The sequence below is a fragment of the Enterobacter sp. 61D5 genome (assembly GCF_034107965.1).
In the GTDB taxonomy this organism is placed as follows: Bacteria; Pseudomonadota; Gammaproteobacteria; order Enterobacterales; family Enterobacteriaceae; genus Enterobacter; species Enterobacter cloacae_M.
This window is the reverse complement of the sequence record NZ_JAWNFK010000037.1, coordinates 1-3404: the sequence shown is the minus strand read 5'-3', so window position 1 is coordinate 3404 and position 3404 is coordinate 1. Positions and strand designations below refer to the sequence as shown.

At 49.5% G+C, this 3404-nt stretch carries 2 protein-coding genes and 3 pseudogenes; all 5 read right to left on the bottom strand.

Annotated features, from left to right (window positions below; translation table 11 throughout):
- Nucleotides 1-252 precede the first annotated feature (252 nt).
- Nucleotides 253-556: pseudogene (locus UTM25_RS22265) on the bottom strand (type II toxin-antitoxin system VapC family toxin).
- A gap of 106 nt (nt 557-662) precedes the next feature.
- The gene (locus tag UTM25_RS22260; RefSeq protein ID WP_320708675.1) at nt 663-2807 is read right to left on the bottom strand and encodes a peptidase domain-containing ABC transporter; all 2145 of its coding nucleotides are present in this window, start codon (nt 2805-2807) and stop codon (nt 663-665) included.
- Nucleotides 2807-3000: pseudogene (locus UTM25_RS22255) on the bottom strand (secretion protein HlyD); the annotation flags it as partial. The gene UTM25_RS22260 and the pseudogene UTM25_RS22255, both read right to left, overlap by 1 nt.
- Nucleotides 3001-3015: 15 nt before the next feature.
- Nucleotides 3016-3204 (bottom strand): annotated as a pseudogene (locus UTM25_RS22250) (helix-turn-helix domain-containing protein); the annotation flags it as partial.
- A gap of 84 nt (nt 3205-3288) precedes the next feature.
- Nucleotides 3289-3404: fimbrial protein (locus UTM25_RS22245; protein WP_414146757.1), on the bottom strand; the 116-nt coding region annotated here is incomplete at its 5' end.

Below are 3404 nucleotides of genomic sequence, written 5' to 3'. Positions count from 1 at the left end.
GAATTTTTGCATTGTAATTTTTAACTATAATTGAACCATTCATTACTTGTCTCAAATGGATTTGATAATTACTTATTTTTTGATAAAACAGAATTTATCACCTCTTTTTATTTCTTTTGTTTATCGCAGGCTCTGTTTTTTATATTATTAAAAATAAGCCAGTCTTTATTTTTGTAAATGTTTGGGGTTTTTGTGAATTAATTTATAACATTTTACCTAGTCTTCAAGCGTCAAGCCAGTCACACCCTCAATTTACAGCACATTATTCGTCACCAGGATAGCACCTGTGGCAATGGCGTGCCCGGCAATCGCCGTATCGTTAGGACCAATCTGCGTCCCGGCGAGACGTAGCGCGACGCTGATGTTCTTCGTGGTGACGTCCACCACAGCGCAGTCCCATGGCAGGATGACATCGAGTCGCTCACAGAATGCGTCAACCAGCTGGACGTGTCGCGGCGAGGCCTTCTGGCAGGTGGCGCCAAAGCACATTTCTTGGTAGGTGATGGCGGTGACCGCGCAGCAAAACTTCCTCCAAGCGCTTCAGCACGTATGGCATGAAGGGGGCAGTTTGGATATCGAAAATTATTGTACGTTAAGGCTGATTTTTGACCTGTCATTCATCAGTAATGATTACAAACCAGATCGTCATCATCAACTGTGCGCTAGTGCTTCAGCTCGGTGAAATATCCGTCAGCCAGATACAGAACCCGGTCTGCAGAAGCAATGGTTTCCGGGCGATGGGCAATCAACAGGACAGGTAATCCCAGCTGGCGTAGCGTCTGGCTTATCCGGATTTCACTCTCAACATCAAGATGGCTGGTCGCTTCATCCAGTAACAAAAAGCCCGGTTTCTTGTACAGCGCCCTTGCCAGCAGAATACGCTGCTTTTGCCCTCCGGAAAGCCCTCCACCGGTTTCACCGATTAATGTCTGATATCCCATCGGCATTGCCATAATATCGCTGTCGATGAGCGCCAGGCGGGCACAGTGGATCATTCGTTTATGATTGCGGTCCTCACTGAAGAAAATGATGTTATCTGCAATGGATCCCCTGAAAAGATGGTCATCCTGCAGCACTGTACCGATTCGCCGGCGTACCTGAAAATAATCCGGGTGCGCTTGCGGTATGCCAAACGTTCTGCTCGTTCCTTCATCAGGGATATGGATCCCCAGGATAAGTTTTAGCAGTGTTGATTTTCCGCATCCCGATTTACCGGTAATGGCCACCACTTCTCCGGGATGCAGAGTCAGCGATACCCCCCGGAGTATTGGTGTGTTGCTCCCCTTGTGACTGAAAATTATGTGTTCAAGGGACAACAAGAGGTGGGTATCTTCGGACACTGCTTCACGGAAAACAGAAGGAATGGCAGAAGTCCGACTCTCTTCCTGCACAGGCTGTTGCTGATGGTCTTCTGTCGGAGTCAGCACAATGTCAGCCAGACGTTCGTTATAGACATCGAGCATCCGCCAGGCAAAAATCTTATCGGTCAGGCTGCTGATACTCGAGGAAAAACGCATCTGGTAAGATAAATAGGCAACCAGCATACCGACGGTAAAGGAGCCATTCAGCACTTCACCGGCACCTTTCCACAAAATCACCGCCGATACCACGCTGCCGGTCAGGGTGTGAGCAATGTCATAACACATCAGAAGACGGCTCTGGCGTAGCTGCGTATTTCTGCGGGTGACGTTGAGATTCAGCCATGCGGCTTCTCGGTGAGCGGTCACACCGTTTATTCTCAGGCTCAGTATCCCGTTGAGAGTTTCAAGAAAATGACCGGACTCCCTTGCACCTGCATCCCAGGCATCTTCTGCCGACTGCCGCAGAGCGGGATACCATAGCGCTCTCAGCACGCCGTAAAAAATGGCAGCAAGTACCGCTATCAGCGTCATTTCAGGGCTGTACAGCAGCATCATGCAGAACGCGGTCACCACAAGCAGCACATCCAGAATACCTTCAAGTACCTGTGTGGTCAGCGCCTGCTGAATTGTATCTACGGCTTCAAACCGGGCGTTAATACTTCCCTTACTGCGCGCATCAAACCAGGACAGAGGAAGGCGAACCAGATGATGGAACACGCGGGCCGTCCACTGCATATTAAAATTGACGGATAAGGTAATACTGGCCCACTGACGGGCCAGTGACAGTAGCATCTGAGTCAGAGACAACAACAATAGTGCAATGATAATGACGGTCAACAGGCTTCGATCAGCGCCCACCAGGACCTCATCGATCACCAACTGGTTCAGAAGAGGGCTTCCCAGCGTCAGGATCTCTAACATCAAGGCAAAAATGATAATGCGCAACATTGCAGGCAGCAGGCCAGGCGTCTTGCCAGTCAGCTGGCGCAGGCGAATTTTCTTTCTTTCATCCCTGGCCGTAAAGTCACTGGCTGGTAACAGCTCCATCGCAATACCAGTAAAGTGCTTTCCTGCCTCCTGCAGGGAAAGCGTGACCTTTCCCTTGTCCGGATCATGAATAACCAGCCGGCTCCCGCGAACTTTATGGAGCACGACGAAATGATTCATATTCCAGTGGAGAATACAGGGGAGAGAGAGGGACTTCAGGTCTTCCGGCTCTAACCTGACAGCACGGGAAGACAGGCTGATACCCGCGGCACACTCTATCAGCCTCTGCAGAGTCATCCCCTGAGTACTGACACTGAAGCGTTCACGGAGTGTGGGTAAATCCGTCTGCAGACCATGCCAGCAGGCCATCATTGCCAGACACGCCAGTCCACATTCTGCTGACTCTGTCTGCCGGATAACGGGGAGCTGTTTTATCCCTGTCCAGTTCAGTGATCCCATTACAGTTTTCCTTTCAGACTCCAGAGTGGTTCCGTCAGCCACTCCCATAAATGACGTGTATCAAGGCTGACATCCCCTTCAAGTGTCATACCAGGACGAAGAGGTTCTTTTTTCCATAAGCCAGAATAAAGGTCTTCTCAGGTTCAACGATGACGCGGTAATGCCCCTCATTTTCCTTCCAGGTCACAGGATTGAGTTTTTCGTCATTGAGCCAGTCATGCAGATGACGGCGAACGGTGGTTTCATCAATAAGCTGAGACTTGGCGATCATGGAAGAAGACCAGCCTTCAGCAGAAAGTAGCACGCAACGAATCCTATCGCAGACTCTACGGTCACGACATTTGCGATGTTGTGCCTCAAGAGCACGTTTTTGGTCAGGGCTAAGCTCAACATTCATGTTGTCAGCATGATCTCATTTTTTACAAAATCAAGCAGTTTCAATGATCACGGGTATATAGCTCATGTAATTAAGCGACACAGCCTAATTATAATTAATCATGAAGGTGGCATCCGCATCAGCCCGTCCGGGCTGAGGGTTATCGGCAGTGGCAATATAATTGGCATAAAACGACAGCGTCGCATTTCCCTGTGCGTCAA

What these genes read in the sequence shown, in the direction of transcription:
- UTM25_RS22260 (WP_320708675.1), bottom strand. Translation starts at nt 2,807, where the DNA reads ATGGGATCACTGAACTGGACAGGGATAAAACAGCTCCCCGTTATCCGG.